Annotated in this window: 21 protein-coding genes; 18 read left to right on the top strand and 3 right to left on the bottom strand. The window is 62.2% G+C overall.

The window, feature by feature from the left end; genetic code table 11:
- Positions 1–12: 12 nt before the first annotated feature.
- Complete coding sequence (locus M0D65_RS10775; RefSeq protein WP_091014739.1) at positions 13–456, bottom strand: PGDYG domain-containing protein; 444 nt, start codon at positions 454–456, stop codon at positions 13–15.
- Between the two features lie 217 nt (positions 457–673).
- On the bottom strand, positions 674–1,186 hold the full coding sequence (locus M0D65_RS10770; RefSeq protein WP_266252659.1) for a Spy/CpxP family protein refolding chaperone: 513 nt from the start codon (positions 1,184–1,186) through the stop codon (positions 674–676).
- Between the two features lie 152 nt (positions 1,187–1,338).
- On the opposite strand from M0D65_RS10770, the gene M0D65_RS10765 reads away from it, so the two are divergent.
- The 4 genes from M0D65_RS10765 (at position 1,339) to M0D65_RS10750 (ending at position 6,691) form a co-directional block, all read left to right on the top strand.
- Entirely contained in the window at positions 1,339–2,223 is an 885-nt protein-coding gene (locus tag M0D65_RS10765; protein ID WP_266252658.1) for a LysR family transcriptional regulator, read from the top strand.
- A 127-nt stretch (positions 2,224–2,350) separates the two neighbouring features.
- The gene (locus M0D65_RS10760) at positions 2,351–2,815 is read left to right on the top strand and encodes an Lrp/AsnC family transcriptional regulator (RefSeq protein WP_091013440.1); all 465 of its coding nucleotides are present in this window, start codon (positions 2,351–2,353) and stop codon (positions 2,813–2,815) included.
- A gap of 227 nt (positions 2,816–3,042) precedes the next feature.
- Positions 3,043–4,140, top strand: coding sequence for a saccharopine dehydrogenase family protein (locus M0D65_RS10755; RefSeq protein ID WP_091013438.1), 1,098 nt, complete (start codon positions 3,043–3,045; stop codon positions 4,138–4,140).
- A gap of 268 nt (positions 4,141–4,408) precedes the next feature.
- A complete protein-coding gene (locus tag M0D65_RS10750; RefSeq protein WP_266252657.1) occupies positions 4,409–6,691 on the top strand; it encodes an FdhF/YdeP family oxidoreductase in 2,283 nt (760 codons plus the stop codon).
- Positions 6,692–6,715: 24 nt separating this feature from the next.
- Here the strand turns inward: M0D65_RS10750 and M0D65_RS10745 are convergent, their stop codons facing one another.
- Positions 6,716–7,336 (bottom strand): ATP-binding protein, encoded by a 621-nt coding sequence (locus M0D65_RS10745; RefSeq protein ID WP_266252656.1) that lies wholly within the window; start codon positions 7,334–7,336, stop codon positions 6,716–6,718.
- Positions 7,337–7,582: 246 nt separating this feature from the next.
- On the opposite strand from M0D65_RS10745, the gene M0D65_RS10740 reads away from it, so the two are divergent.
- The 14 genes from M0D65_RS10740 to M0D65_RS10675 all read left to right on the top strand — a co-directional run bounded on the left by M0D65_RS10740 (position 7,583) and on the right by M0D65_RS10675 (position 26,592).
- A complete protein-coding gene (locus M0D65_RS10740) occupies positions 7,583–8,080 on the top strand; it encodes a hypothetical protein (RefSeq protein WP_266252655.1) in 498 nt (165 codons plus the stop codon).
- A gap of 193 nt (positions 8,081–8,273) precedes the next feature.
- Positions 8,274–9,251 (top strand): magnesium/cobalt transporter CorA, encoded by a 978-nt coding sequence (gene corA, locus M0D65_RS10735; protein WP_091013424.1) that lies wholly within the window; start codon positions 8,274–8,276, stop codon positions 9,249–9,251.
- Between the two features lie 82 nt (positions 9,252–9,333).
- Positions 9,334–9,591, top strand: coding sequence for a type II toxin-antitoxin system ParD family antitoxin (locus M0D65_RS10730; RefSeq protein ID WP_266252654.1), 258 nt, complete (start codon positions 9,334–9,336; stop codon positions 9,589–9,591).
- 459 nt (positions 9,592–10,050) lie between these two features.
- Positions 10,051–11,010 carry a sugar ABC transporter substrate-binding protein gene (locus tag M0D65_RS10725; RefSeq protein ID WP_266252653.1) on the top strand — a complete coding sequence of 320 codons (960 nt, stop codon included), beginning with the start codon at positions 10,051–10,053 and terminating at the stop codon, positions 11,008–11,010.
- A gap of 324 nt (positions 11,011–11,334) precedes the next feature.
- Positions 11,335–12,945, top strand: coding sequence for a sugar ABC transporter ATP-binding protein (locus M0D65_RS10720; protein ID WP_266252652.1), 1,611 nt, complete (start codon positions 11,335–11,337; stop codon positions 12,943–12,945).
- On the top strand, positions 12,945–13,961 hold the full coding sequence (locus tag M0D65_RS10715; protein WP_266252651.1) for an ABC transporter permease: 1,017 nt from the start codon (positions 12,945–12,947) through the stop codon (positions 13,959–13,961). The genes M0D65_RS10720 and M0D65_RS10715 overlap by 1 nt, the downstream gene beginning before the upstream one ends.
- Positions 13,962–14,080: 119 nt before the next feature.
- Complete coding sequence (locus M0D65_RS10710; protein WP_266252650.1) at positions 14,081–15,127, top strand: LacI family DNA-binding transcriptional regulator; 1,047 nt, start codon at positions 14,081–14,083, stop codon at positions 15,125–15,127.
- 102 nt (positions 15,128–15,229) lie between these two features.
- Positions 15,230–16,156: a ribokinase gene (gene rbsK / locus M0D65_RS10705; protein WP_266252649.1), complete on the top strand. Its 927-nt coding sequence runs from the start codon at positions 15,230–15,232 to the stop codon at positions 16,154–16,156.
- Positions 16,157–16,425: 269 nt separating this feature from the next.
- Positions 16,426–18,147, top strand: a complete 1,722-nt coding sequence (locus M0D65_RS10700) for a methyl-accepting chemotaxis protein (protein ID WP_266252648.1) — start codon at positions 16,426–16,428, stop codon at positions 18,145–18,147.
- A gap of 341 nt (positions 18,148–18,488) precedes the next feature.
- The gene (locus M0D65_RS10695; RefSeq protein WP_091013400.1) at positions 18,489–19,250 is read left to right on the top strand and encodes a 2-keto-4-pentenoate hydratase; all 762 of its coding nucleotides are present in this window, start codon (positions 18,489–18,491) and stop codon (positions 19,248–19,250) included.
- A 683-nt stretch (positions 19,251–19,933) separates the two neighbouring features.
- On the top strand, positions 19,934–21,856 hold the full coding sequence (locus tag M0D65_RS10690; protein WP_091013392.1) for a PrkA family serine protein kinase: 1,923 nt from the start codon (positions 19,934–19,936) through the stop codon (positions 21,854–21,856).
- A gap of 197 nt (positions 21,857–22,053) precedes the next feature.
- On the top strand, positions 22,054–23,325 hold the full coding sequence (locus M0D65_RS10685; protein ID WP_091013389.1) for a YeaH/YhbH family protein: 1,272 nt from the start codon (positions 22,054–22,056) through the stop codon (positions 23,323–23,325).
- A complete protein-coding gene (locus M0D65_RS10680; protein WP_266252647.1) occupies positions 23,322–25,019 on the top strand; it encodes a SpoVR family protein in 1,698 nt (565 codons plus the stop codon). The genes M0D65_RS10685 and M0D65_RS10680 overlap by 4 nt, the downstream gene beginning before the upstream one ends.
- Before the next feature lie 259 nt (positions 25,020–25,278).
- Positions 25,279–26,592: an MFS family transporter gene (locus M0D65_RS10675; RefSeq protein ID WP_266252646.1), complete on the top strand. Its 1,314-nt coding sequence runs from the start codon at positions 25,279–25,281 to the stop codon at positions 26,590–26,592.
- Positions 26,593–26,899 lie beyond the last annotated feature (307 nt).

Here is a 26,899-nt window from a genome sequence, read left to right as displayed (position 1 = left end):
GCGAATCGATCGTTACTTGTCTCTCGCGAGACGATAGACCTTGGCGAAGCGCGCGGCCTGCACGACGCCGTAATCGCCGGGTGCGTACTGCATGATCCAGTCGCCGGCGGTGCCGTTGAGCACATCGCCGCCGCCCTCAGACCGCGCAAGCGAAAACGCTTCGTCCATGCGTTTTGCGAGCACGATTGCGGGGCGGTTGCGATACGGGCCCGCCACGCCATGCGCAAGCCCGTCGCGCGCCGGGACGTATTTCGCATCGAAGCGTTCACGCGATACGACCCAGCGGTCGCCGGTCGAGCCGGTGATCAGCGCATCCCCGCTCACATAGCGGTTCGGTCCTTCGAGGCTCATCAGTTCGCCGTCGCGGTCAGCGAAATTGACGGTGACGGTTTCGTCCTTGACGACACGCCGGGCGGCGGCGTCGGTGCGCAGGTCGATGTTGCGGAGTTCGATCATGAGGCGGTGGCCCGACACGGCGGGGCGCATGCTGTTGAAATGGCCGCCAGCGTAGCGCGAAAGCATGGCGCTTGCATGCACTGGATGCCGAAAATGCGCAACAGATGAAAAAACGCCTGCCAGTGAGGGCAGGCGTTCTGTGCCGGGTGAGCAGCGCGGGTACGCCGGTTGGGGCGTACGTCTTGCGATAAGCTTACCCGGCGCCGTACTGCGGAGCTTACTGGGCGGCTGCGTCGCTGGCCGATGCCGCAGGCGCCTGCGCCTTGCCCGAATGCTTGCGATGACCACGCTCAGACGGGTGCGAAGACTGGCGGAAGGTCGCATCGGCGAGCTTCTTCTGGTCCGGCGAGAGGGCGTTGTACAGCGGTTCGAAAGCATCGACGAGTTTCTTCGTGCCGTCGGCCTGCGCCTGGGTGATCTGCGCATACTGCTTCATGTCGTCGAGCGCAGTAGCGGTCGTGTTCGCGTGACGCTCCTGGTACAGTTGGCCCATGGTTTGACCATTGCTGCGCATTACGTCAGCGAAAGCGTTCCACTGGGTTTCCTGCTGCGGCGTGATCTTCAACTGCGTACGCAGATAGGAGATGCGCTCTTCCACGTGCTGTTCGTGCGTGAGCTTGCCAGCAGGCGCGGACGCCGCCGACGGAGCGGGTGCGGCCGGCGCGGAAGCCTGGGCGAAAGCGCCGCTCATCGTGAGGGCGGTGGCGAGAATAGCGAGGGTTTTTTTCATCGAGACTCCTGATGGTCGTTCGTATCGGCGGTAAGGGATCATGCCAACCCCGGCTGTCCGCTTCGCCTTGGGCAATATTAGTATCACGATATCCGCGCATTGCGGCTGCAATGCGACAACTGCTTACAAACGAAACGAACAGGAAATAGCGGGTGGACAAGTTCGCCAGCATGGAAGTCTTTGTGGCCGTGGTCGAGGCCGGCAGCCTGACGGCAGCCGCCACGCGCTTCGGTATTTCGTCGGCAATGGCCGGTAAACATATCCGCTCGCTCGAAACGCGGCTGGCCACGCGGCTCCTGACGCGCACGACCCGGCGCCAGAGTCTGACGGAGATCGGTCGCCAGTATTACGAACAATGTCGACGGATTCTTGCAGAAGTGAAAGAAGCGGAGTCGCTCGCGGAAGCGATGGCATCGGCGCCGCGCGGCGTACTGAAGGTGACGGTGCCGCTCACTTACGGCGTGGAAGTATTCGTGCCGGCGATGACCGATTACCTGAGCGCCTGGCCCGACGTGATCCTCGAACTGGATCTGTCGAACCGCGTCAGCGATCTCGTCAACGAGGGTTTCGATGCGGCTGTGCGGATCGGGCAGTTACCGGATTCCAGTTTCGTCGCGCGGCCGTTGAAGCCGTACCGGATGCGCGCGTGCGCATCGCCGGACTATCTTGCGCGAGCGGGTACACCGCGCATTCCCGCCGATCTCGCGCATCACGAATGTCTCGGGTTTTTGCACTGGGGACGCGAAGGGTTGTGGCGGCTCGACGGCGACGCCGAAGGCGAGAGCCAGTTGCGACCCGGACGGTTTCGCGCCAACAACGGCCAGGCGCTAAAGATGGCCGCGCTGCGCGGCTTCGGCCTGGTGCTGCAACCCGAAGCGCTGCTCGCGAAGGAGATTGCGAGCGGACAACTCGTGTCGGTGCTAGAAGACTATCTGCCGGCAGGCATTCCTGTGCATCTGATCTATCCGCGCGACCGTCGCGCGGCACCGAAACTCACTACGTTCATCGACTTCGTGATCGAGCATCTCGGCACATGACGCATCGGCTTGCCGCGAACCCGGGCATAATCCGCGTGTGCTGCGGTTCGTACGGTGTTGCTGATGTTGTCGAAGATGCCGCGCGCTTTTCCTTTCCCTTGTTCCTCTGACCTCGATCCTGCTTTCGATGAGACCTCCGCGACTCGACCAACTCGACGATCTCGACCGTAACCTGGTCGCCTTGCTGCAGGCGAATGCGCGCGAAAGCGTCGCAAATCTCGCGCGCCAACTCGGCGTGGCGCGTACGACCGTGATCGCACGGATCGCGCGCCTTGAGCGGACCAATGTGATCGCGGGCTACAACGTGCAGCTCGGTCAGGATGTGCTCGACGCGAGCATCTCTGCTTACGTCGGCATCATCATCGCGCCGCGGCACGGCGCCGACGTGCAGAAGCGCCTCGCGAAGATGCCCGAAGTGCAACTGCTGTGCGCGGTAAGTGGCGAGTTCGATTATGTCGCCTGGCTACGCGCCGATTCTCCGGACCGGATCAACGATCTGCTCGATCAGATCGGCGGGCTCGAAGGTGTCGAGCGTACGACGACGTCGATTATTCTCGCGCGCAAGATCGACCGCGGCACGATGGGCAACTGAAGCATCCGATGCGGCCGTGGCCGGCGTTTTTCTCGGCCCGGCGCGGCGTGCTGCAGTGCACTTCGACTGATCGACGACCCGCTTCGTCATATCGTCGAAAATGATGGTCATTTCGCAGCATTTTGCGCCTAGGATCTGTCTCTCCTTCTCCTTACACTGTGTCGCAAGGGTTCGGCCCGCACCTTCCGGCTGGAGACAGCCCGTCCACACAGAACAAGGAGAAGCGCATGAAAGTAGCCATCGTAGGCGCAGGTTTGATCGGTCACACCATCGCCCACATGCTGCGCGAAACCGGCGATTACGAAGTCGTCGCAATCGATCGCGATCAACAGGCGCTCGACAAACTTGCCGCTCAGGGCATTCCGACCCGTCGCGTCGATTCCGGCGATGCAGCTGCGCTGCGCGCAGCCGTGCAAGGCTTTGATGCACTCGTGAACGCATTGCCGTACTACCTCGCGGTGAACGTTGCGACGGCTGCGAAGGGCGCTGGCGTTCACTACTTCGATCTGACCGAAGACGTCCGCGCGACCCACGCGATCCGCGCGATCGCTGAAGATGCCGACCATGCATTCATGCCGCAATGCGGCCTCGCTCCCGGCTTTATCGGACTTGCCGCACATGAACTGGCGAACCGCTTCACCGAAATCCGCGACGTGAAAATGCGTGTCGGCGCGCTGCCCGAGTTCCCGACCAACGCGTTGAAGTACAACCTGACGTGGAGCGTCGACGGCCTGATCAACGAGTACTGCCAGCCCTGCGAAGCGATTCGCGACAACCGTACGCAATGGGTGCAGCCGCTCGAAGGTCTCGAGCATTTCTCGCTCGACGGTACCGAATACGAAGCGTTCAATACGTCGGGCGGTCTCGGTACGCTGTGCGAGACGCTCTCGGGCCGCGTCGAATCGCTCGACTACAAGTCGGTGCGCTATCCGGGTCACCGCGAGCTGATGAAGTTCCTGCTCGAAGACCTGCGCCTCTCCAGCGACCGCGACACGCTCAAGACGATCATGCGCAAGTCGGTGCCGTCGACCGAACAGGACGTCGTGCTGATCTTCATCACGGTGAGCGGCATGCGCAACGGGCAACTCGTGCAGGAAGTGTTCACGCGCAAGATCTTCGCGAAGACGGTCTGCGGCGTGCCGATGAGCGCGATCCAGATCACGACGGCCGGTGCAATGTGCGCGGTGCTCGATCTGTTCCGCGAGAAGAAGCTGCCGCAAAGCGGTTTCGTGCGTCAGGAGCAGGTGTCGCTGCGTGAGTTCCTCGCGAATCGCTTTGGTCAGTTGTATGAAGGCCAGACGATGGATGCGATGGCAACGGTCTGATATAGCGCCGTTCGAGGGTCGTGCGGATGCGCGGACAGGTCGCATAGACGGCCGCCGGTGTCCGGAGCAGACGACGCGCGTGTCGTGTCGAAGTAAAGACGAAATGCCTCACTCAATTGAGTGGGGCATTTTTGTTGTGGGCGCGCGGTTGTTGCCCGCGTACTGCCGCATTCGCAAATCGCGTGAACACGTCCTATAACCTTTGAAACAGCCCGATGCTTTTACCGGAACGGTAAGCGGCGGAAAGGGTTCGTTCATGGAGTCTCATATGACCACGCGACGCGACGTTCCAGGAGTTCGCCCGTATGACGCACCTGCCGGAGGCTGGGGAGCGCTCCGTGCCACGGCCCAGGCCGTCCGCACGCAAATGGAAAGCGTCGAGGCGCCGATTACGCTGCTGCGTACCAACCAGCCTGACGGTTTCGATTGTCCGGGGTGCGCGTGGCCGGACAAGGAGCACCGTTCTACATTCCAGTTCTGCGAGAACGGCGCCAAAGCGGTCACCTGGGAGGCGACCACCAAACGGGTCGGGCCGGACTTCTTCCGCAGCAACACGGTGACATCGCTGCTGCAACGCTCGGATTTCGAACTGGAGGATCTCGGCCGACTGACGCATCCGCTCGTCTACGACCGCACAACTGACACGTTCCAGACTGTCGAATGGGACGACGCGTTCGCTCGCATCGGCGAAGTGCTGCGCGGGCTGTCGTCGCCCGACGAGGCCGAGTTTTATACCTCGGGCAAGGTGTCGAACGAGGCCGCCTACCTCTTTCAGCTATTCGCGCGGGAATACGGGACGAACAATTTCCCCGATTGCTCGAACATGTGCCACGAGGCGACCAGCGTTGGCCTGCCTCAGTCGATCGGGATCGGCAAAGGTACGGTATCGCTGGATGACTTCGACGCAACCGAGCTGATCCTGTCGATCGGGCACAACCCCGGGACGAATCATCCGCGGATGATGGGCACGCTCCACGAATGCTCGCGGCGTAACGTCCCAATCCTCGTGTTCAATCCGCTGCGCGAGCGTGCGCTCGAGCGTTTCACCGATCCGCAGAGCGTCATCGAAATGGCGACCTTCGGTTCGACCCGGATCGCGTCGACGTATTTTCAGCTGGCCGCCGGCGGCGATGCGGCTGTCCTCAAGGGCATCATGAAAGCGCTGCTGCAGCTCGACGCGGAACAAGGCAACACCGTTCTCGACCACGCGTTCATTGCAACGCATACGCAGGGATTCGAGGCGTTCGCCGCAGATCTGCAGGCGACGTCTTGGGACGACATCGAAAAGGTAAGCGGACTGACACGCGAAGATCTTGGCAAGGTTGCCGTTGCTTACGCAAAATCGAATGCGACGATCGTCACCTACGGAATGGGTATTACGCAGCACAGCAAAGGCACGGCCAACGTTCGCCTGATTGCCGACCTGTTGCTACTGCGCGGCAACATCGGCAAACCAGGCGCCGGCATCTGCCCTTTGCGCGGCCATTCGAACGTGCAGGGAAACCGCACAGTCGGCATTACCGAAAAGCCGTCTGCCGCCTTCCTCGAGCAGATCGAAAAGGTTTTCGCCTTCAAGCCGCCGGCAACGCATGGGCACGATACGGTGCGAGCGATGCAGGCGATGATTGCCGGTACCGCGAAAGCACTGATCTGCCTCGGCGGAAATTTCGCCGTTGCGCTCCCCGATTCCGAGCAGTGTTTTCCGGCGATGGGCAAACTCGATCTGAGCGTGCATCTCGGCACGAAGCTCAACCGGTCGCATCTGCTCGTAGCAAAGGAAACGTATGTGCTGCCCGTTCTGGGTCGCACGGAACTCGATATGCAGGTGACCGGCCGGCAGGCCATCACGGTGGAGGACTCGATGTCGATGGTCCACGCCTCGTCGGGCAAGCTGAAACCCGCGTCAGGGCACCTGCTATCCGAGCCGGCGATCGTCGCCGGCATGGCCCGCGCAACGCTGCCGGAGAGCAAGGTGGGCTGGGCGGATCTGATTGCCGACTACGACAGGATTCGGGATTTGATCGAGCAAACGGTGCCGGGGTTCGAAGCGTTCAATGCGCGCATTAGAACGCCGGGGGGATTTCGTATGCCGCTGCCTCCGACGCAGCGCGTGTGGCCTACACCGTCGGGAAAAGCCGTGTTCTCAGTGTACGGCGGCGTGAAGGAAGATGCGGATGTGTTCGGCGCGGACAATGTGCTGCGTTTGATCACGATTCGCAGCCACGACCAGTACAACACCACGATCTATGCGCTCGACGATCGCTACCGTGGTGTATTCGGCCGGCGCGACGTGCTGTTCATGAACCAAGACGATCTCGCCGCGCGTGGACTCGAACACGGCGATCTGGTCGACATTGAAGCGATTTCAGCGGGACGACAACTGCGCCTGAAGAAGATCACGGCCATTGCCTATAACATCGCGCCGGGATCGGTGGCCGCCTACTATCCGGAAGCCAACGTGCTGGTGCCGCTCGACTTTATCGACAAAGAGAGCGGTACGCCTGCGTACAAGTCGGTTCCGGTACACGTCCTGCGCTCGGCAGAAGCCTGATGTCGGACTAGCTTGATCGGCAGATCAGACGGGCAGCGGCGGCAACATCGCACCGGTCGCACGCGGCCGGTCGACCAACTGCGCAAGCAATGCATCGTAATCGGCCGCAGTTGGCGCGCTGCTGTCGAACATCAGCAGATCGTCGCGAATGTCATCGGCGGGTTCGAAGCGTCGCTCGCGATAGGTTTCCCAATGAGCAAGCTTCCAGGCATCGTCGGGATGGCCGCGCGCTGCGATGCGCTCATGTGCAAGCGCTTCGGACGTATGCACCCAAACGACGCGAATCGCAACATCGTCCGCGACCCCAAGCCACGCACGATCGACGAGCTGCCGTTCGCGCACTTCGCGCGACAGCGGCGCAACCACCAAAGCGCTCACGCCGAGTTCGAGATTGTCGCGCGCGGTGTCGATCAAACCGCGGTATTCGGGATCGCGCAGATGCTGCAGATAGAGCGGACTGTCGCGATCATTCGGATTGCCGGTTAGCGCGCCGATCGCAGCGGCGCCGGGCGGTCCATACAACGTGTCCTTGTCGAGCAGACAGAATGGCATGCCGGTCGCGCGCATGAGCGGCGCGGCGAGATGCTTTGCGACAGTTGTCTTGCCGGTGCCGGCATGGCCGCAGAAGAAAAACAGATACGTCATGGGTCGGTTCCTCGCGCGGGTTGACGATTCCGGTTGCCGCTCTAACCGGGGTGTTCCGGCGGGCACCTGCACAAGCAGGGGTTCAGCGAAGATCATGAACAAGAAGCGCGCACCGTGCAAGAGCGTACCGGGTTGGCCGGGCGCGCAGGTATCATGGACGCGGATTGCGCCGCGCGGAACGTCATGCAGCGACACAGGACCCAGGCGCGGCACGCGACGTAGCGATCACACAAGAGGGAGACCGTCATGCGAGTGCACCCGGGTGTTGCAGCAACAGCCGTGAGAGCCGTGACAGCGGTACGACGCGCATCGCTCGCAACCACAACTGTCGTCGTTGTTGCGATCACAGCAATCGCAACGGTCACGCCGCTCGCAGGCTGCGCACCATCACCCGCCGATCCGGTGCCGTTCAAGCCGGTGCCACCCGAGCGCATTCTCAAGCGCGAATACACCCAGCCCGCCGCCGGCCTCGTCGCAGTCGAGATACGTCGCGAGCGCTCCGCCGATGTGATCGTGCGTTTTCGCGACGTGCTCGTCTATGTCGACGGCGAGCAGGTCACCGATCTGATGAACGGCGAACACGCCGTCTTTTATCTGACGCCTGGCGCACATCGCCTCGCGGTATCCACGCAGTTCGATCCGGTGCTCGAATTCGCGTTTCCAGTCGACGCCAGTTACACGAATCACGCGAGCATCGTGTTCGACAAGGATCATCGGGTCGGGCTCGTGCGGATGCCGAAGTGACGGTTGATCGAGCGACGCTGCGCTCAAGCGTAGGCAATTCGTAATCTAACGAAACGGTAAGATTCGACACATTCGCGGCATACTGGCTCGCTAATATGCCGGCTGCGCTATGTCCGCACCGCACCGCAATGCGCGAATCCGGCGCGGCGCGTGCGGGCCATTGCTCCGTATCCGTTTTGAAGGTAACCCCCACATGCTGATCAATTGCGCCGCCTACCAGGACGGCAAAAAGCTGGCCGATATCCATATCGACGACATCAGTGTCTATGTGGCGAAGCCTGAGTGCTTCGTCTGGGTCGCGCTGAAAGACCCGGGCCCAGATGAGCTCGAAACGATGAAGGAGGAGTTCGGGCTGCACGAACTCGCCATCGAAGACGTCCTCAACGGACACCAGACACCGAAGATCGAAGAGTTCGGCGAGTCGCTCTTCGCGGTGATGCACACCGTCGAAATGGACGAGCACGGTGAACTGAAGATCGGCGAGGTCGACGTGTTCGTCGGCAGCAACTATGTGCTGTCGATACGCAACCGGACCCAGCTCGGTTTCCAGGCCGTGCGCGAACGTTGCGAGCGCGAACCGCAACTGCTGAAGGAAGGTTCCGCGTTCGTGCTGTATGCGCTGGCGGACAATCTCGTGGACCGCTATTTTCCGATTCTCGAAGCGATCGGGACGGAAATCGAAGGCGTCGAAGACCGCATTTTCGACAAGCACAATCTCGCGTCGTCGCGCGCGATCATCGAGGATCTGTACTCGTTGAAGCGCCGCCTCGTCATTCTTCAGCATCACATTGCGCCGCTGCTCGAATCGATCGGCAAGCTCACCGGCGGACGGATTCCGCAAATCTGCGTCGGCATGCAGGCGTACTTTCGCGATGTCTACGACCACCTCGAGCGGATCGTGAAGACGATCGAAGGGCGCCGCGAAATGATCGTCACCGCCATCCAGGTGAACCTCGGGATGATCTCGCTCGCGGAGAGCGAGGTGACCAAGCGGCTTGGATCGTTTGCGGCGCTGTTCGCGGTGCCGACGATGATCGCGGGGATCTACGGGATGAACTTCCAGAGCATCCCCGAGTTGCACTACAAGTACGGATACCCGATCTGTATCGCGTCGATGTTCGTCGTCGATGTGTTTCTGTGGTGGCGGTTCAGGCGGGCGGGGTGGTTGTGAGCGATCTGTCTGGGCTGTCTGCGGCGACGAACTGTCGGAAGAGCGCGATAAGATATCGAGTTGACATAGTGAGGGCACAGCCATGATCAGAGCAGACCTTGGACAGCAACTCGAGGTGTACGTCGCCAGTCTCGTCGAGACGGGCCGCTATGGTTCGGAAAGTGAGGTCTTGCGTGAAGGCGTGAGGCTGATTCAGAACCGCGAGACGCAGCTTCTCGCACTGGAAGCAGTGATCGGGCACGGCGTCGCCGGCTCGGACGCGGAGCGGGGCAAACCTGCTGTCGATGTGTTCGATCGCCTCGAAGCAAAATATCAGGCACTGGCGAACGACAGGCAGTGATCATTCAAGCCCTGCACGGCGCACGCGATTACGCCGCAATACTCTTCGAGTAGACCGGCATAAGCCGCCTCGCCGGATTCGCCGGCTACATTCGCATCCTCCATGCGCCACAGGCCGATCGGCCGACCCCATACTCGCCATCCCCCTCACACCCTTGCAGCGCCCCCCAGAAAGGGCCAGCATAAGCGGCCCGGCCGCTGCACACTTCGCTGCGACCGGGCGTGCTACGAAGTACGATCCGCACCAACGCTACGAGAGACCTTGCCACGCCGCTTCGCAACGCGTCGTGTCCACAACACGCGGTACTCGCCGCATCGGCAGAACACGCTACCCGCCGATGCAGCGCAACACTGCGAAAAGTTGACATTTCGCATAAGCTGCGTCGAGAATAGGCGCTCGCAAACGTTTGCGCGTACGAAAAATAGGGTTTTCCCTGAACCCAACAACTGGAGATAACGCATGAACCACCGCATTCGCCGCCGCGTGCTCGCGGCAGCTGTCGCGCTCACCGCAGTCGTTTCCCTGCCGCTCACCACCGCCGCCCAGGCGCAGACCGCGAAGAAGCCCAAAGTCGCGCTCGTGATGAAATCCCTCGCCAACGAATTCTTCCTGACCATGGAAACCGGCGCGAAGGATTATCAGAAGCACAACCCGGCCATGTTCGATCTCGTGACGAACGGCATCAAGGACGAAACCGACACTGCCAACCAGATCCGCATCGTCGAGCAGATGATCGTCTCGAAGGTCGACGCGATCGTGCTGGCGCCTGCCGATTCGAAGGCGCTCGTGCCGGTCGTCAAGAAGGCGGTCGACGCCGGCATCATCGTCGTGAACATCGATAACAAGCTCGATCCGGACGTGTTGAAGTCGAAGGATCTGAACGTGCCGTTCGTCGGCCCGGACAATCGCAAGGGCGCGCAGAAGATCGGTGACTACCTGGCCCAGAAGCTGAAGGCCGGTGACCAGGTCGGCATTATCGAAGGCGTATCGACGACGACCAACGCACAGCAGCGCACCGCCGGCTTCAAGGACGCGATGCAGAAGATTGGCGCGAACGTCGTGTCGGTGCAGTCGGGCGAATGGGAAATCGACAAGGGCAACGCGGTTGCCTCGGCGATGCTCAACGAGTATCCGAACCTGAAAGCGCTGCTCGCCGGTAACGACAACATGGCGATCGGTGCGGTCTCGGCCGTGCGTGCAGCCGGCAAGCAGGGCAAGGTCTACGTGGTCGGCTACGACAACATCACCGCGATCAAGCCGATGCTGAAAGACGGCCGCGTTCTCGCTACCGCCGATCAATACGCTGCGAAGCAGGCGGTGTTCGGTATCGATACGGCGCTGAAGGCAATCTCCGAGCACAAGAAGCAGTCGGAGCTGTCCGGCATCGTCGAGACGCCGGTCGATCTGGTCACGAAGTAACGCAAGCAGGAACGCAGCGGTGCGGGCTTCGCGGCCTGCATCGCTGGCGCTCAAAACGCCCAATCAACGTTACCAGCGCTCAAGAAACCCGCTACGCGGCCGATATTCCAGAGGTAAGCGTCATGACGGCGCAGGCAACGCGTACAGCATGCGTTGCCTCAACCGCACTTCGCAGCACCTCGCCGGTTGCCTGGCGAAACGCGTGACAACCGGCTGCCGCAAGCAGCCCGGCAAGCGCGTCATGACACACGAGGCTGTCTGCGTCGACCTCGTCCGGTAGCCACCGGCGAAGCCCCGAACGACAGCTCCGGAACCAGGATTGCAATGGATTTGACCGACAACGACGCATCGTCTGCCGTACTGTCCGTCACCGGCATCGGCAAGACCTATGCCGAGCCGGTGCTCGCGGGCGTGAGTCTGACCTTGCGCGCCGGCGAAGCGCTTGCGCTGACCGGCGAGAACGGCGCGGGTAAGAGCACGCTATCGAAGATCATCGGCGGACTGGTGGTGCCGACCACGGGCACGATGACGCTTGGAGGCGCACCGTACGCACCGGCGAGCCGCACCGAGGCCGAAGCGCTCGGCATACGGATGGTGATGCAGGAGCTGAACCTGCTGCCGACTTTGTCGGTCGCGGAGAACCTGTTTCTCAATCGCCTGCCGCAGGCGGGTCCGCTGCGACTCGGCTGGATCGACCGGCGCAAGTTGCGCGAAGACGCTCGCGAGGCGATGGCGCAGGTCGGGCTCGACGCGATCGATCCCGATACGCTCGTCGGCGAACTGGGCATCGGCCATCAACAGATGGTCGAGATCGCGCGCAACTTGATCGGCGATTGCCGTGTGCTGATCCTCGACGAACCGACCGCGATGCTGACGGCCCGCGAAGTCGATCTGCTGTTCGTGCAGATCGAGCGGCTCAAGGCGCGCGGCGTTGCACTGGTGTACATCTCGCATCGGCTCGAAGAACTCGCGAAGGTTGCGGAACGCGTCGCCGTGCTACGCGACGGCAAGCTCGTACATGTCGATGCAATGGCCAACCTGTCGAGCGATCGCATCGTCACGCTGATGGTCGGGCGCGAGATCGGCGAGCGCATCGACCTGGGCGTGCGCAACATCGGCGCACCGCTGCTGAAAGTGGACGGCCTCGGGCGGGCGAAAGTTGTCAACGACGTGTCGTTCGAAGTGAAGGCGGGCGAGATCTTCGGCATTAGTGGGTTGATCGGCGCTGGCCGGACCGAACTGATGCGGTTGATCTACGGTGCGGACCGCAAGGATCGCGGCACGGTGTCGCTCGCACGCACACCGGGCGAAGCACCACAGTCGGTGCAGATCGACACGCCCGCCGACGCCGTGCGCAACGGCATCGCGCTGATTACCGAAGACCGCAAGGGCGAAGGCCTGCTGCTGCCGCAACCGATCGCAGCGAACGTGTCACTCGGCAACATCGGTAGCGTGTCGCGTCACGGCGTCGTCGATGCGAAACGCGAGAACGCGCTCGCCCAGCAGCAGATCGACGCGATGCGCATTCGCACCTCGGGGCCGGCGCAACCGGTCGGCGAGCTGTCCGGCGGTAACCAGCAGAAGGTCGTGATCGGCCGCTGGCTGGCACGCGACTGCCGTGTGCTGCTGTTCGACGAACCTACGCGCGGCATCGACGTCGGCGCGAAGTTCGATATCTATGGATTGATGGGAGCGCTCGCCCGCGAGGGTCGGGCGCTTGTCGTGGTGTCGAGCGACCTGCGTGAACTGATGCTGATCTGCGACCGGATCGGTGTGATGTCCGCCGGTCGCATGACCGGTGTCTTCAGGCGCGACGAGTGGTCGCAGGATGCACTGCTCGCCGCGGCGTTCGCGGGCTATCGCAGCCGCGACGCCTTGCTGGACAGCCACGACAGCCACCACGGCAACGACAAGCAAGAAGCAGGGAGCCTGTAATGACGAATCAACCGGTGCCGCAAGGCGGCACAAACCAAGCAGCGAGCGCAGTCGATAAACAAGCCAGTAAACCCGCCGGCACGCGGTTCGGTTTTTCGAATTACCTCGGTCTCGCCGGCGCACTGCTCGCGATGATCGTCCTGTTTTCGCTGCTCAGTTCGCACTTCTTGAGCTACGACACGTTCAGCACGATCGCCAACCAGATCCCGGATCTGGTCGTGATGTCGGTGGGCATGACGTTCGTGCTGATCATCGCGGGGATCGACCTGTCGGTCGGCTCGGTGCTTGCGCTCGGCGGCTCGGTGGTCAGCGTCGCGGCGCTGAAGTGGGGCTGGGGGCCGATACCGTCCGCGCTGCTCGGCATGATCGCCGCGGCGTTGACGGGGACCTTCACCGGCGCCGTTACGGTCGGCTGGCGGATTCCGTCGTTCATCGTGTCGCTCGGCGTGCTCGAAGGCGCGCGCGGCATTGCCTACCAGATGACGAATTCGCGTACCGCCTATATCGGCGACGCCTTCGACGTCCTGTCGAACCCAATCGCGTTCGGCATCTCGCCGGCTTTCCTGATCGCGGTCGTCGTGATGATCGTCGCGCAGTTCGTGCTGACGCGTACCGTCTTCGGCCGCTATCTGGTCGGCATCGGCACCAACGAGGAAGCGGTACGGCTCGCAGGCGTCAATCCGCGGCCGTACAAGATCATCGTGTTCGCGCTGATGGGCGCGCTATCGGGGCTGGCGGCGCTGTTCCAGATCTCGCGCCTCGAAGCCGCCGATCCGAACGCCGGCGACGGGCTCGAACTCCAGGTGATCGCGGCGGTCGTAATCGGCGGAACGAGTTTGATGGGCGGTCGCGGGTCGGTGATCAGCACATTCTTCGGCGTGTTGATCATTTCGGTGCTCGCCGCCGGTCTCGCGCAAATCGGCGCCAGCGAGCCGACCAAGCGCATCATCACCGGTGCGGTGATCGTCGTGGCCGTGGTGCTGGATACCTATCGCAGCCGGCGCAAGCGCAGCTAGCGCGCTGGGACAATCAAGAGAGGCTGTTACCGGGCAACGCGTCGTGCGCAAAGGGTGCACGCGAACGGCGCGCAGGACAGTGGTAACAACACGGATAACAGGCAGGAGAGCAACGGGTTATGGCGACGATCAAGGATGTAGCGGCCGTGGCCGGCGTGTCGTTCACGACGGTATCGCACGTCGTGAACAACTCGCGGCCGGTGTCGGCCGTCGTGCGTGCGAAAGTGGAGCAGGCGATCCGCCAGTTGCACTACGTTCCGTCGGCGGTTGCGCGCTCGCTGAAGGCGCGTTCAACCGCAACGATCGGGCTGGTGGTGCCGAACAGCACGAATCCGTATTTTGCCGAACTGGCGCGCGGCATCGAGGATGGTTGTTCGCGCAACGGCTATTGCGTGTTCTTCTGCAACTCCGACGACGACCCTGCGAAGCAGCGCAACTATCTACGGGTGCTGCAGGAAAAGCGTATCGACGGTTTGATCGTTGCATCGGCCGGCGACGACGCGGTGCTGGCGCAGACGCTTGCGCACTCGCGCGAGCCGCTCGTCGTGGTCGACCGGAACATCGAAGGGCTCAATGCCGACCTCGTGCAGATCGATCACGAGAAAGGCGGCTATCTGGCCACGCGTCATCTGCTCGAACTTGGACACGTGAAGATCGGCTGTATTACTGGGCCGATCGCGACGGCCGTGAGCGCGATGCGCGTGCACGGCTTCATCCGTGCGATGGCCGAGCGCGGCATCGAGATTGCGCCGGACGCGATCGTCGAGAGCGATTTCTCGGGCACCGGCGGCTATCGTGCCGCAGGTCAGTTGTTCGATACCGTGAAGCCGAGCGCGATTTTCGCGGGCAACGACATGATGGGAATCGGCGCGCTGCGCGCAGCCGCGGAGCGCGGCATCCGCGTGCCGGCCGACTGTTCGATCATCGGTTTCGACGACATCGAACTGGGGCGCTTTACGTATCCGGCGCTGTCGTCGGTCGGACAGTCGGTGCGCGCCCTCGGCGAGATGGCCGCGCAGACGCTGATCGAACGCATCACGCGCACCTCGGCGGGCGGCGAAGGTGCGCCGGCGCGACGCCGCGTCGTGGCGCCGCAGTTGATCCTGCGTGAATCGACGGCTGCGTGGAACGGCACAGACACGGGTCATCAGGGGCTGGCCGCGTGATGTGAGATGCTGGCGTACCGCGCGTGCGCTGAAGCACTGACGGTGGCCGACAGATCGAGCGCTAGCGCGGGTCGGCCGCTCTGGACGGGATGGGAGAAAGACGTGACGAACAATGCAGCACAAGGGCGGGTCGCGGTAGTGGGCAGCCTGAACATGGATCTCGTGGCGCGCGCGCCACGTCTGCCGCGCCCGGGCGAAACGCTCGCGGGCCACGCGTTCGCGCAGGTCGCCGGCGGCAAGGGCGGCAACCAGGCGGTCGCTGCCGCCCGGCTCGGCGCGCAGGTTGCGATGCTCGGTTGCGTGGGCGCGGACGCGAACGGTGCGCAGTTGCGCGCGGGACTCGAAGCGGAAGGGATCGACTGCACGGCGCTCGATACCAGTTCCACCGCGCCGACCGGCGTCGCGCTGATCGTCGTCGATGACGGCAGCCAGAACGCGATCGTGATCGTCGCCGGCAGCAACGGCGAGGTGACGCCGGCATCGATCGCGCGGCACGAAGCTGTGCTCGCCACCGCCGACGTCGTGATCTGCCAGCTCGAAACCCCGAATCCAACCGTCGAGGCGGCCCTCGCGACAGCGCGCCGGCTCGGCAAGACGACGATCCTGAACCCGGCGCCCGCGACCGGTCCGTTACCGGCAACCTGGTTTCCGCTGATCGACTACCTGATCCCGAACGAGCTTGAAGTGGCTACGCTGAGCGGCGTGCCCGTCACCTCGGCCGCCGATGCCGCGCTGGCGGCTGCGGCGCTGCGCAAGGCCGGCGCGCGCAACGTGATCGTGACGCTCGGCGCCCAGGGCGTGTATGTCGCGCTCGAGCAGGGCGAGCCCGCGCACTACGCGGCGCCACGCGTCGACGCGATCGATACGACGGGCGCGGGCGACACGTTTATCGGCGGCTTTGCTGCGCAGCTCGCAGGCGGCGCACCGGTCGACGATGCCATCCGCTTTGCGCAGCGAGCCGCGGCTATTTCGGTAACGCGCGCAGGCGCACAACCGTCGATTCCGACCCGCGCCGAACTCGACAACTAGCTGACAGCAGCATCCACAACGTGGCTGAAACCGCGCTGCCGTGTCGAAAGACGCGGCCGGCGCGTTCGGTCGTTGTAACTTGTACTAACACCTTTCGAGAAATTCCTCCGACCATATAAAAGCTTCAAGTTCATCCCGGTGAGTGCCGTAAACGGAGAAAGAAGCGGGCAGGGAGTGAGGGTCACCGCCCACACGTCCGCAGCCAGAGCGCATGACCACAGGCGCCGTGCAGCCGTACCTCTCCATATGTCACTCTCACAGGGAAGCACATGAACAAGGGCATCACCATCCGGGCGCGCATCGGCCTGACGATGGCTTTTCTCGCCGCATTGCTGGTCGCGATCGGCGTGCTGGGGCTGTTCGGTATGAGCAGCTCGAACGATGCGTACCGCGACACCTTTACGAACCAGATGCCGAGCGCCGTCGCCATCGACAATGCCGAGCTGTATGCGGCGCGCGAACGGCTGGCGCTCGATCGGGCGGGATTCATGATGGGTACGCCCGAGGCCGCGGGGTCGATCGATCGTTCTCATTTCATGCGCAAGAACGCGGATGAGTGGTGGAAAAAGTATCTGGCGCTGCCGCGCGACGCCGAGGAAGACCGGCTCGCCCAGGCCGTTTCCACGAAGCGCGAGGCGCTGCATCAGGCGATGGATGCATTTGCCGCGACGGTGATAGCAAACGACCCGTCCAGCCTCGTGGATGGCGCGAAACGCCTGCAGGCCGTCTACACAGAGATGTCCGTCGACGACGACGCCCTGCGGGCGTTCCAGTTCGCCGCGGCCGAAAAAGGCTTTACCCAGGCCCAAACCACCTTCGACACGTTCCGCATGGTGGGGCTTGGCGCGCTGGTCGCCGGTCTTGCCGCGGCCGTGTTCTCGTACCTGACGCTGCGCCGCGCCATCGGCCGGCCGCTCGCCGACGCACTCGGACATTTCGAGGCGATCGCCGCCGGCGACCTGCGCCACGAGATCGTCGTGCACTCGACGGACGAAATGGGGCAGTTGCTGCAAGGCGTCGCGAAGATGCAGCGTAGCCTGACCGGTACGGTGCGCTCGGTGCGCATGGGCAGCGAATCGATCGCGACGGCTACGCGGCAGATTTCGGCCGGCAACCTCGACCTGTCGTCGCGCACCGAAGAACAGGCTTCGGCGCTGCAGCAGACGGCCGCCAGCATGGAACAGCTGACCGGCACCGTGAAGCAGAACGCCGACAACGCCCGCCAGGCCAGTTCGCTGGCCGCGAATGCCTCGGAGATCGCCAGCCGCGGCAACGCGGTGGTCGGCCAGGTGGTCGGCACGATGGGCGACATCAATCAGAGTTCTGCAAAGATCGCGGACATCATTTCAATCATCGAGGGCATTGCGTTCCAGACCAACATCCTCGCGCTGAACGCCGCCGTCGAGGCAGCGCGCGCCGGCGAGGAAGGGCGCGGCTTCGCAGTCGTGGCCGGCGAGGTACGGAGTCTCGCGCAACGCTCGTCGGCGGCGGCCAAGGAGATCAAGGCGCTGATCGATACGTCGGTGGAGCGCGTGCAGGCGGGCTCGGCGCTCGTCGACCAGGCCGGCCGCACGATGACCGAGATCATCGGCGCGGTGCAGCGCGTGACGGACATCATGGGCGAGATTGCCGCGGCATCGACGGAACAGAGCGGCGGGATCGACCAGGTGGCGCGCGCTGTCACGCAGATGGACGAGGTCACGCAGCAGAATGCGGCGCTAGTCGAGGAAGCGGCGGCCGCGGCGCAATCGCTGGAGGATCAGGCGACGAAGCTGCGTACGGCGGTTTCGGTGTTCCAGCTCGGCGATGAGGCTTCGGCGGGAGTCGCCGCGAATGACATGCAGCGTCGGCCTGAGCCCGTGCCGGCGCGTTCGCCGGTAAAGGCACTTGCGGCAAGTGCCAGGACACGCCCCGCGCCCGCGTCGGCGGTCAGGCCGCTTGCGATGGCGGTGGCCGGCAGCGGTACGGAGCGAGACTGGGAGACGTTCTGATCGTGCACCAGTAGCGCGCATGAAATGGCACGCTGGCGCATGTTGTGCGGCGTGACCGCGCGTGCTCCCGCCGGCGCGACGCGACGGTGCTTGCTACAGCGGAATAATCCCTTCACATCGACAGCAATAGGTGTTGCTGTAGGGACAATCGAGACCGTGGTTGCTGAGGCAACCACGGTCTTTTTTTCATGCCCGGCGGCGAGGGCGCTCCCTGGATCGACTTCTGTTCCGGTACATTGACGGGCGCAGTCGCCACCCGACGACCGTGCTTCTTCCCTCACCGCTCGCCCCGCGCGATGCCTTCTTGACCCTGCGCCCGCACGCCCGCTTAAAGGACCGACATGACGCATCAAGACCTTGCGCTCCGCCTCGTGGAGGCCCGCCGCCAGCATCGGCTGATCGACGTGTTGCGGCCAGCCAGCCTGCCGCCCGACGCTGCGACGGCCTATGCGATCCAGCAGGCGGTGCTCGCTGGGCTCGGCACGTCGACGGGCGCGTGGAAAATCGGTGCGCGCTCGCCGGGCGGTGCGGCAAACGGGGCGCCGATTCCGGCGCCACTCGTACTCGAATCGCCCGCGCAAGCCGGCTACGACGGATTTTTCCGCGTGCTGGTGGAACTCGAGATCGCTTTTCGCTTCGCCGAACCGATCGCGCCCCGCGGCGAAGCCTATGCGCGCGACGAAGTGCTGGCCCGGGTCGGCACGGTGTTGCCGGCTATCGAGATCGTCGACAGCCGCTTCGCCGAATGGCCGGACATCGCGCCACTCGCACAACTGGCCGATGCGCAGAACAACGGTGCATTGATTACCGGTCACCCGGTGCCGTATGCGGGTTTTGCGCGGCAGTTCGACTTCGTCTCGCCGCAACTCGAACTGACCTTCGACGGCACCTCGCTCGCGCCCGATGCGCCGGGCAATCCAGCCGGCGACCCACGTGAGCTACTGGTCTGGTTCGTCAACCATTGCGCGGCGATGGGTATTGCGATCGAACCTGGATGGACCATCACGACCGGCTCGTATGTCGGTGCGCATCCGATCGGGCAGCGGGGCATCGTGCACGGTCATATCGACGGGCTTGGCGAAGTGGAAGTCGAGCTGACGTAGTTTCGGGCGCACTCATGCGCTCTGTTTGTGTTGCACATGTATCTGTGGTGCGTCAGCTTGCGCATCTTCGACCGCGCGATTGCCTTCTACTGCGGGCCACGCGCGCGTCGCACCCACCGCCGATCATCCTTCATCCTGATATCCGCTTCAGACCATAGGGTCTGCGCGGGTATTCACGCATACGCCACGTATGCCGCGCACAGCGCCACACGGAACGAAATGCGAAACGCACGGACGAACGTCAGGAGCGCGCGCGGCGGGCACATGTTGCAGCCGATTTAACGTTTGTTTGTAACCGATGGTTGCGGTGTAGTCCAAAGCGCGTGGCTGCGCGTTGAGGAACAAGGAAGCAGTGCGCATGCATATCGTGTTACACAGCGCGTGTTACACCGCAGGTGTTACAACGCGCGACAGTTGCCTCGTATTCCAGTACAGAGGACGTCCGTGTGCGACAGCAGCGAGGACCGTTGTTATCGGTGCAATTTTTTGCGGTCTGGAGGGAAGATTGTATGTGACCGAATCTGCGTTTCCAAGAGAGGGATGTTACGAACATGCGATGGCACGATTTTCATAACGTAGTTCGTGAAAAAAAATTAGAAAGGGTTTAGGATGAATTCGAGCGATGTCGTTTCCGATTAGCGCGCCGCGCACGACATCGATCCAGACTTCGGCGAGGAGGTAGCATGGATATCTACAGCAGTTTCGCGAGCCGCTTCGAGAAAACGCGAGAAGATGAACTCTCGCTTGAAGAGTATCTCGCGCTCTGCAAAGACAATCCCGCCGCGTACGCCACTGCGGGCGAACGCATGTTGACGGCAATCGGGGAACCGGAACAGATCGATACTCGCAACGACACGCGTCTGTCGCGTATCTTCGCGAACAAGGTGATCAAGGTATACCCCGCGTTCCGTGAGTTCTACGGAATGGAAGAAGTGATCGAGCAGGTCGTGGCTTATTTCCGGCACTCGGCGCAAGGGCTCGAAGAAAAGAAGCAGATCCTCTATCTGCTCGGTCCGGTGGGCGGCGGCAAGTCGTCGATTGCCGAGCGTTTGAAGCAGTTGATGGAACGCGTGCCGCTCTATGCAATCAAGGGCTCGCCCGTCAACGAATCGCCGCTCGGGCTGTTCGACTACGACGAAGACGGTCCAATCCTCGAAGAACAATACGGTATTCCACGCCGCTACCTGAAAAGCATTTTGAGCCCGTGGGCGGTGAAGCGTCTGCACGAGTACAACGGCGACATCCGCAAGTTCAGCGTGGTGCGTCGCTATCCCTCCATCCTGCGGCAAATCGGTATTGCGAAGACCGAACCGGGGGATGAAAACAACCAGGACATTTCGTCGCTGGTCGGTAAGGTCGATATCCGCAAGCTCGAACAGTATGCGCAGGACGACGCCGACGCATACAGCTACTCCGGTGGCCTGTGCCTCGCGAATCAGGGGTTGCTCGAGTTCGTCGAAATGTTCAAGGCGCCGATCAAGGTGCTGCATCCGTTGCTCACGGCGACCCAGGAAGGCAACTTCAAGGGCACGGAAGGGTTCGGTGCGATTCCGTTCGACGGCGTCATTCTTGCGCACTCGAACGAGTCTGAGTGGAAGGCTTTCCGCAATAACCGCAATAATGAGGCGCTGCTCGACCGGATCTTCGTCGTGAAAGTGCCGTACTGCCTGCGCTATTCGGAAGAGATCAAGATCTACGAGAAGCTGATCCGCAACTCGTCGCTGTCCAACGCGGTGTGCGCGCCGGGAACGTTAAAGATGATGGCGCAGATGTCGGTGCTCACGCGTTTGCAGGAGCCCGAAAATTCGAGCCTCTTTTCGAAGATGCAGGTGTACGACGGCGAAAACCTCAAAGACACCGATCCGAAGGCGAAGTCGTATCAGGAGTATCGCGACTTTGGTGGCGTTGATGAGGGCATGACAGGTGTGTCGACGCGTTTCGCGTTCAAGATCCTGTCGCGCGTGTTCAACTTCGACTCGACGGAAGTCGCTGCGAACCCGGTGCACCTGATGTATGTGCTCGAACAGCAGATCGAACGCGAGCAGTTCCCACCAGAAACCGAGCAGAAGTATCTGTCCTTCATCAAGGACGTGCTTGCCTCGCGCTACGCGGAATTCATCGGCAAGGAGATTCAGACCGCGTACCTGGAGTCGTATTCGGAGTACGGGCAAAACATCTTCGATCGCTATGTGACGTACGCGGACTTCTGGATCCAGGATCAGGAGTTCCGCGATCACGACACCGGCGAGAGCTTCGACCGTGCGGCGTTGAACGCCGAACTCGAGAAGATCGAAAAGCCCGCGGGCATCAGCAACCCGAAGGACTTCCGCAACGAGATCGTCAACTTCGTGCTGCGTGCGCGCGCCGGCAACGCAGGCAAGAACCCGGCGTGGATCAGCTACGAGAAGTTGCGTGTCGTAATCGAGAAGAAGATGTTCTCGAATACGGAAGAACTTCTGCCGGTTATCTCGTTCAATGCGAAAGGGTCGGCGGAGGAACAGCGCAAGCACGAAGACTTCGTCAACCGGATGGTCGCCAAGGGCTACACGCCGAAGCAGGTGCGACTGCTGTGTGACTGGTATCTGCGCGTGCGCAAGTCGTCATGAGATGGTTTGCGTTCCGCCTGCGCGGCGACACCGCGCAGGCACCCGGCGAGGCGCAAGCGGTGTGGACATGAATGAGCATGGCCACTTGTGTCTCGCGCGCCCGAAATTAGCGCAGCTGCATGGGGTCGAAGTGAGTGAGCTGCAAATGAGCTGCACACACTCCGATCGACAGCTCTGCATGGGATGGGAGACTGGATGTGCTTCATCAAATCATCGACCGCAGGCTGGCAGGTAAGAACAAGAGCATTGCAAACCGCGAACGCTTTCTGCGGCGCGTAAAGAACTACATTCGGCGTGCCGTATCGGAAGCGGTGCGCGATCGCAGCATCAAGGACATACAGAACACCCAGAGCATCACGATTCCGCGTAAGGACATCGCGGAGCCGTCATTCCGTCATGGTCCCGGTGGCAAGCGCGAGATGGTGCATCCGGGCAACGCGGACTATATCCGCGGCGACAAGATTCCGCGGCCGCCTGGCGGCGGAGGCGGGGGCGGTGGCAACAGCGCCAGCAACGAAGGCGAAGGGCAGGACGACTTCGTATTCGAACTGAGCCGCGAAGAATTCATGCAGTACTTCTTCGACGACCTCGAGCTGCCGCGGCTCGTGAAAACCCATCTGCTCGCCGTGCCGACCTGGAAGAGCATCCGCGCGGGCTGGGCTGCCGAAGGTACGCCGAACAACATCGACGTCGTACGCTCTTTGAGAAGCGCACTCGGCCGGCGCATCGCGCTCGGCGCGCCGCTCGTCAACGAACTCCATGCACTCGAAGAGAAGCTTGAAGCGATGAAGGCCGATCCGGCCGACCGTCGCGACGAAATCAAGTTGCTCGAAGAGGAAATCCATCGTCTGCGCGGCCGCATCTGGCGCATTCCGTTTATCGATCCGTTCGATCTGCGCTACGTGAACCGCGTCAAGCAGCCGCAGCCGTCGAGCCAGGCGGTGATGTTCTGCCTGATGGATGTATCCGGTTCCATGGACGAGCAGCGCAAGGATCTGTCCAAGCGCTTTTTCATCCTGCTGTACCTGTTCCTCAAGCGCAATTACGAGAAGATCGAGGTGGTCTTCATCCGCCATCACACGCGTGCGGAAGAAGTCGACGAAGACACGTTCTTCCATTCGACCGAGAGTGGCGGCACGGTGGTATCGAGCGCGCTCGAGTTGATGAAGAAGGTGATGAACGAGCGCTATTCACCGAGCGAGTGGAATATTTACGGCGCGCAGGCGTCGGACGGCGACAACTGGACCGACGACTCGCCGAAATGCCGCAAGATCCTCGAAGATGACATCCTGACGAAGGTGCGCTATTTTGCGTATATTCAGGTGACGCCCGAAGAGCAGAACCTGTGGCTCGAATATGCGCAACTGGCGCTGACGGCGCCGCAGATGGCGATGAAGAAGGTCGAAACGGCTGCGGATATCTACCCGGTGTTCCGGGAACTGTTCGAGAAGCAGGTTGCGACTTCATGACCAGCAAGCATCTGCACAACGAAGCGCGCGGCTATCAGCCGGAGCGTAGCAAGAGTAAGCCGGAGCCAGCGCAGGCCGGGGCCGCCGCCGAAGGGCCCGTAGAAGGGTCCACTGAAGGGTCAAGCAGACAGCCCACCGCGATGCCCGGCGACGGGCAAAGGGAAGTCCGTATGAACGTAGCTGATAGACGGCCTCTGCCGTGCCCGTCCGACTGGACCTTCGAGCTGATCGAGGAATACGACACCCATATTGCTCATGTTGCGGAGCAATATGAACTGGACGTCTACCCGATCCAGCTGGAACTCATCAGCGCCGAACAGATGATGGACGCCTACGCGTCCGTTGGCATGCCGGTCAACTACCGGCACTGGTCGTTCGGCAAGCACTTCCTTTCCACCGAAAAAAGCTACCGCCGCGGCCAGATGGGGCTCGCGTACGAGATCGTCATCAACTCGAATCCGTGTATCGCGTATCTGATGGAAGAGAACACGATGACGATGCAGGCGCTCGTCATCGCGCATGCGGCTTACGGGCACAACTCGTTCTTCAAGGGCAACTACCTGTTCAAGCTGTGGACCGATGCGCACGCGATCATCGATTACCTGGTCTACGCGAAGAACTACATTGCGGAGTGCGAGGAGCGCTTTGGTCTCGACCGCGTCGAGGAACTGCTCGACTCGTGCCATGCGCTGATGAACTATGGCGTCGATCGCTACAAGCGGCCGCAGAAGTTGTCGCTCGTCAAGGAGTCGGAAGCGCGGCGCGAGCGCGAAGCGTATCTGCAGTCGCAGGTCAACGAACTGTGGCGCACGTTGCCGGCCACGCACACGCCGCTGCCCGAAGAAACCGAAGAGCGCTATCCGCCCGAACCGCAGGAGAACCTGCTGTATTTCGCGGAGAAGAACGCGCCGCTGCTCGAACCGTGGGAACGCGAGGTAATCCGCATCGTTCGCAAGGTGGGGCAGTATTTCTATCCGCAGCGGCAAACCCAGGTCATGAACGAAGGCTGGGCGACGTTCTGGCATTACACGTTGCTCAACACACTCTATAACCAGGGCAAGCTCGAAGATGGTTTCATGATGGAGTTTCTCCATTCGCACAGCAACGTCGTCTATCAGCCGCCGGTCACGAAACCGTATTACAGCGGGATCAATCCGTATGCGCTCGGCTTTTCGATGATGAGCGACATCCGGCGCATCTGCGAAAACCCAACCGATGAAGACCGCAAGTGGTTTCCCGAACTGGCCGGTAGCCCGTGGTTGCCGGCCATGCACTACGCGATGCGCAACTTCAAGGACGAGAGTTTCGTCGCGCAGTATCTGTCGCCACACCTGATCCGCGAGATGCGCCTTTTCTCGGTGCTCGACGACGATATGCGCGATGCGCTCGAAGTGTCGGCGATTCACGATGACAACGGTTACCAGTACGTTCGCCAGGCGTTGTCGAGGCAGTACGACATGCATCATCGCGAGCCGAACATCCAGGTGTGGTCGGTGAATACACGCGGCGACCGTAGCCTCACGCTGCGTCATTTCATGAGCGACAACCGGCACCTGTCCGGCGACAGCGAAGAAGTGCTCAAGCACATGGCGCGGCTGTGGCAGTTCGATGTGTTTCTTGAAAGCGTCGATGAGAACGGGACGGTGAGAAAGCGCTACGACTGCCGGTATGTGCCGCCGAGCATCCGGGTCTAGCGTTCCGCTAGCTCGTGCAGATAATCGAACCAGCCTTCGGGCTGGTTTTTTTATACGGCGCCCGCCACGCGCGGCCACGGCCACGATTCGCGCTGTCCTGCGCTCTCGCCGGATCACAGCCAGTGTTGTGCCGCTATCCGGTAACATACCGATCCCTCAAACCTTTCAGGTCTGTAAAATTCAACGCGCGTGGCTTCATGCCCGCCAAAGCGGCGATACGACCGCTGTCTTCCGCTCCAGTTCAAGGGAACACATCAGCATGACCGTCCAGACCGACCCAACCGACCAAACCGTCTTCTCCGCGCACGACACCCGGCGACGCATCTTTGCGATCGTCGGCGCGTCGTCGGGCAACCTCGTGGAGTGGTTCGACTTCTACGTGTACTCGTTTTGCGCGCTGTATTTCGCGCCGGCATTCTTTCCGAGCGGCAATACGACGACCCAGCTACTGAACACCGCCGGCGTCTTCGCGGCCGGTTTCCTGATGCGCCCGATCGGCGGGTGGTTCTTCGGGCGCCTTGCCGACAAGCGCGGCCGCCGGACCGCGATGATGGTGTCGGTGTTCATGATGTGCGGCGGCTCGCTGGTGATCGCGGTGCTGCCCACCTACGCGCAGATCGGCGCGCTCGCGCCAGCGCTGCTGCTGGTGGCGCGGCTGTTCCAGGGGTTGTCGGTGGGCGGCGAGTACGGCACGAGCGCGACCTATATGAGCGAGGTCGCGCTGAAGGGGCGGCGCGGTTTCTTCGCGTCGTTCCAGTACGTGACGCTGATCGGCGGCCAGTTGTGCGCGTTGCTCGTGCTCGTGATCCTGCAACAGTCGCTGAGCACCGAAGAACTGAAGGCGTGGGGCTGGCGCATCCCGTTCGTCGTCGGTGCGGTCGCGGCGCTGGTCGCGCTCTATCTGCGTAAATCGCTCGAGGAAACCACGACCGAAGCGACGCGTCAGCGCAAGGAAGCAGGCACGCTGCGCGGCCTGTGGATCCACCGGAAGGCGTTTCTCACGGTGGTCGGCTTCACGGCCGGCGGCTCGCTGATTTTCTACACGTTCACGACGTATATGCAGAAGTACCTCGTCAACACGGCCGGCATGCACGCGAAGACGGCCAGTAACGTGATGACCGGTGCGTTGTTTGTCTACATGCTGATGCAACCGCTGTTCGGTGCGCTGTCGGATCGCATCGGCCGGCGCCAGTCGATGCTGTTCTTCGGCTTCTTCGCAACGGTCGGGACCGTGCCGCTGCTGCATGCGCTGAAGGACGTCACGAATCCATATATGGCGTTCGGACTGGTCGTGATCGCGCTCGCGATCGTCAGCTTCTATACGTCGATCAGTGGGTTGATCAAGGCTGAAATGTTTCCGCCGGAAGTGCGTGCGCTCGGCGTCGGGCTCTCGTATGCGGTGGCCAATGCGGTGTTCGGCGGTTCGGCGGAATATGTCGCGCTGTGGCTGAAGCAGGCCGGCAGCGAGCCGATGTTTTACTGGTACGTCACCGCGCTGTGCGCGATCTCCGGGCTCGTGTCGCTGCGCATGCGCGATCCGTCGAAGGAAGGGTATCTGCGGCACGAACCGTAAGCATTTCGCAAGCAGTCATTGCTTGCAGACGGCGGCCTGGGTGTTCCGGGCCGCCGTTTTCGTTTCTAGTAGCGTTCACGAACGGCTCAGGTGCAGCGGCGCTGCATCCGGTCCAGCAGCGGGTTTATCATTTCAGCAGATAAACGTATCCGATTTGCTTGGTTGCCGACGCTCAAGCCGAGCGGTAGATTCGGGAACTTGCCGCAAAGCGGCACTGCGCATTTTGTAGTTCAATGGGCCATGCGCGCGATGTCGACTCCACCTGGACGCGACGCCAAGCCGGCTCACCGACCCGACCGGAAACCCT

The organism is Paraburkholderia sp. CHISQ3 (assembly GCF_030464945.1).
Taxonomy (GTDB): domain Bacteria; phylum Pseudomonadota; class Gammaproteobacteria; order Burkholderiales; family Burkholderiaceae; genus Paraburkholderia; species Paraburkholderia megapolitana.
The sequence above is the reverse complement of the archived record's forward strand: the minus strand, read 5'-3'. Positions and strand labels throughout refer to the sequence as shown.

Bases quoted from the DNA above. Each gene is read 5' to 3' on its own strand.
- M0D65_RS10760 (WP_091013440.1), top strand. From the start codon at position 2,351: ATGAGACCTCCGCGACTCGACCAACTCGACGATCTCGACCGTAACCTG.
- M0D65_RS10695 (WP_091013400.1), top strand. From the start codon at position 18,489: ATGACGCATCAAGACCTTGCGCTCCGCCTCGTGGAGGCCCGCCGCCAG.
- M0D65_RS10720 (WP_266252652.1), top strand. From the start codon at position 11,335: ATGGATTTGACCGACAACGACGCATCGTCTGCCGTACTGTCCGTCACC.
- M0D65_RS10690 (WP_091013392.1), top strand. From the start codon at position 19,934: ATGGATATCTACAGCAGTTTCGCGAGCCGCTTCGAGAAAACGCGAGAA.
- M0D65_RS10675 (WP_266252646.1), top strand. From the start codon at position 25,279: ATGACCGTCCAGACCGACCCAACCGACCAAACCGTCTTCTCCGCGCAC.
- M0D65_RS10775 (WP_091014739.1), bottom strand. From the start codon at position 456: ATGATCGAACTCCGCAACATCGACCTGCGCACCGACGCCGCCGCCCGG.
- M0D65_RS10740 (WP_266252655.1), top strand. From the start codon at position 7,583: ATGCGAGTGCACCCGGGTGTTGCAGCAACAGCCGTGAGAGCCGTGACA.
- M0D65_RS10700 (WP_266252648.1), top strand. From the start codon at position 16,426: ATGAACAAGGGCATCACCATCCGGGCGCGCATCGGCCTGACGATGGCT.
- M0D65_RS10680 (WP_266252647.1), top strand. From the start codon at position 23,322: ATGACCAGCAAGCATCTGCACAACGAAGCGCGCGGCTATCAGCCGGAG.
- M0D65_RS10755 (WP_091013438.1), top strand. From the start codon at position 3,043: ATGAAAGTAGCCATCGTAGGCGCAGGTTTGATCGGTCACACCATCGCC.
- M0D65_RS10710 (WP_266252650.1), top strand. From the start codon at position 14,081: ATGGCGACGATCAAGGATGTAGCGGCCGTGGCCGGCGTGTCGTTCACG.
- M0D65_RS10730 (WP_266252654.1), top strand. From the start codon at position 9,334: ATGATCAGAGCAGACCTTGGACAGCAACTCGAGGTGTACGTCGCCAGT.
- M0D65_RS10715 (WP_266252651.1), top strand. From the start codon at position 12,945: ATGACGAATCAACCGGTGCCGCAAGGCGGCACAAACCAAGCAGCGAGC.
- M0D65_RS10725 (WP_266252653.1), top strand. From the start codon at position 10,051: ATGAACCACCGCATTCGCCGCCGCGTGCTCGCGGCAGCTGTCGCGCTC.
- M0D65_RS10770 (WP_266252659.1), bottom strand. From the start codon at position 1,186: ATGAAAAAAACCCTCGCTATTCTCGCCACCGCCCTCACGATGAGCGGC.
- M0D65_RS10745 (WP_266252656.1), bottom strand. From the start codon at position 7,336: ATGACGTATCTGTTTTTCTTCTGCGGCCATGCCGGCACCGGCAAGACA.
- corA (WP_091013424.1), top strand. From the start codon at position 8,274: ATGCTGATCAATTGCGCCGCCTACCAGGACGGCAAAAAGCTGGCCGAT.
- M0D65_RS10750 (WP_266252657.1), top strand. From the start codon at position 4,409: ATGACCACGCGACGCGACGTTCCAGGAGTTCGCCCGTATGACGCACCT.